The 3,053-nt window shown below is 31.5% G+C and carries 1 protein-coding gene; it reads left to right on the top strand.

Annotated elements, in window-relative coordinates:
* A partial coding sequence (locus DZ60_RS25365) for a hypothetical protein (protein WP_025744122.1) occupies window positions 1–3,053 on the top strand: 3,053 nt, incomplete at both ends.

Raw genomic sequence — 3,053 nt, 5'->3', positions numbered from 1 at the left:
ATTTCTATGGTCAGCTATGGCCAAGAGGTGTCCAATATTGTCCCTCCTTCTCCCAATGCAGCCTCGTTAGGTCAGTATGCTGATATTCCTGTAAATAATTACACAGGAGTACCTAATATTTCAATTCCAATATATGAGGTAGAAGTAGATAATGTGAAGTTACCTATATCATTAAATTATCATGCTTCAGGTATTAAAATAGCACAGGAATCTAGCTGGGTTGGTTTAGGATGGTCTTTAAATGCCGGAGGAGTCATAACAAGACAAGTTAGGGGTATTGATGATTTTGCTTTAGGAGGATACGTAAGAACAAGTAAATTCCCTCCCTATACAGATGAGAACTTGCCAGATTCTACAGTATCAAATCAACTAAATGAATATTATAACCCAATACACTATCGTGATTTAGACGCAGAACCTGACTTGTTTTTTTACAACTTTTTGGGCTATTCTGGTAAACTAATTTTCGAAAAACAGGTGGGAGAAGATGTTGTTATAGGTACACCTGTTAACCAAAACAATCTTAAATTTTCGTATACGATTTCATCGGGAATGTGGCAAATAACAGATCCTAATGGGAATAATTACTTTTTTGGAGGTAACGAAGCAACAGAAAAAACTTATAATTTTGGTGGAACTGGTACTATATCTTTTTCTAGCCCAATTTTTCTTAGTGGTAAAGCAACTTATCTATCTGATGTTTATGAAAAAAACAAATATGATACAAGCTGGTACATAACTAAAATAGAAACCACTAAAAAAGAAGAGGTCAATTTTTCATATGAACATTTGTCTTCATCTATTTCTCAAATTCACCTTAGTGAAACTAATTTTAGATTAAGAGATTTAGTTTTGGTAGCTTCTCCAGGAGGGCCTAATACTCTCCCTTCATTAAATTCAGTATATAATTTTTATGGTGCAAGTCAACAAGCTACAGATGATCTTTATCTTAAACAAATAGAATTTCCTAATGGATTTATTGATTTTAATACATCTGATCGTTTTGATATAAAATCTTATTATGCTAATGGAGATGTACCTCAAAAACTAAATGAGATACTAATCAGCAATGCAAATAACAATTTAGTAAAGAAAATAGGTTTTTCTTATGGTTATTTTAATCAAGATAAATTCGATTTAGAAGATAATGACAACTGGTTAAGATTACGGTTAGATGCAATTACAGAATTTAATTCTAATATAGATCAACCAGAAGAAATTCCTTCATATAGCTTTAATTATAATCAAATTCCATTGCCTGAAAAAACATCGTTTTCAATCGATTATTGGGGCTATTATAATGGAAAAATTAATGAGAAAAGAAGAGATATGAAAGGTCTTCAAAGAGATTTCCCTTTTACCATTTGGGAGAGTTACGGTTATGAGTATGTTACAAAATTAACTCCCGCTTTAGTTACTGAAGAAGATGCAGGCGCGGTTTATATTTATGGTGCTGATCGAGAAGTAGATGCGGATTATAACCAAACAGCTATTTTAACCTCTATAGACTACCCCATGGGTGGCTCCAAATTCTTTGAATATGAAACTAACGATTTTTATTTAGATATGGATGATGAAGGTTCTTTTAAGTTTAGTGAAAATCTTAGTTTTTCAACTAATGAAAATGATCAGGATGGTACGTCATTTACCTTAGATGATTCGACTTTAGTTTCGTTTACCATAAATATTGATAACGATAACCCTACAGAAAGATATTATTCTAGATCAGATATAGATGTTTATTTGGAAGATAGTAATGGAAATAGATTTATTACTATCAGTCCAAACGAATTAGACGGAGATAATTTTTCAACATATTTTAAGAGCTATTTACCAAGAGGTTCGTATACTCTGCATGCTAAAACGGAATATGATAATTATTTCTTATCAATGAGAGCTGATTTTAGAAAGAAAATTTCGATAGCTAATGAACTTGGGTCAGGATTAAGAATAAAATCTATTATTTCAGAAAATGAATTTGGTCAATCACAAAAAAGAGCTTACGGCTACAAAACAAATGGGCTTTCTACAGGAAGATTATTGAGTCCTCAAAAGTATTATTATAGAGAGTATATCCTGAACAATGTAACATTTAAAGTTTATTTAGGTGAATATATAGTTGTTAGTTCTAATAGTGTTTTTCCTTTTGGGAATTCGGCACAGGGAAATCCTATAGGTTATGATAAGGTTTATGTAGAAAAAACTGATTTAGAAGGAAATAATCTTGGGTCTACAGTTTATTCATACCATAATTTAGAAGAAATACCTAGAGAGCCTTTCTTTCCTGGATTACCTAATTATTTCCATTTAGATAATGGTCAATTATTATCAGAAGTTATTTATGATTCTGAAGGGAATAAATTACAAGAAAAAGAGTACGAGTATACAGATCATATTGAATCTGAAATAAGCTTAAAAGGTGTAATACTTTATAAATCAGCATTATCAACAGGTTCAATTCATAATCCTTCGAGTTATCAGGGTACAGCTAGATTTTATGATATCCGCTCTAATTGGAATAGTCTTTCAAAAGAGTCTACAAAATTTTATGATTTGCAAAATGGTAATATTGTATCAACAGAGAAAGAATATTTTTATGATAACCAAATTCACAAGAGTTTAACAAGACAAAAAACCACCAACAGCAAAGGACAAGTAATAGAGAACAACACCTATTATCCTGATGATATAACAGGGGTTACAAGTTTAGAAGGAGGAAATTTATCTTCCACTGAATATACAGCTATACAACGTTTACAAAATGGTGAAGATGAGCATCGAATTGGTCAACCTATCCAGCAAGAAACGTATGTAGATAATACATTAACTTCTATAGAGCGTACAAATTTTAGTACGAAGAATAACATTACCCTTCCATCATCTTTCGAAGCAATTTATGAAGATAGTAATATAGAAGAACGTTTGACGTACCATGACTATGATGAATATGGCAATCCATTAGAAGTTTCTAAAACCGATGGAGCACACACCATGTACATTTGGGGTTATAATCATCAATACCCAATAGCCAAAATAGAAAATTTTACTTCTGC

It is taken from the genome of Aquimarina pacifica (assembly GCF_000520955.1).
GTDB lineage: Bacteria > Bacteroidota > Bacteroidia > Flavobacteriales > Flavobacteriaceae > Aquimarina > Aquimarina pacifica.
This window is presented reverse-complemented; position numbering and strand designations above follow the sequence as displayed.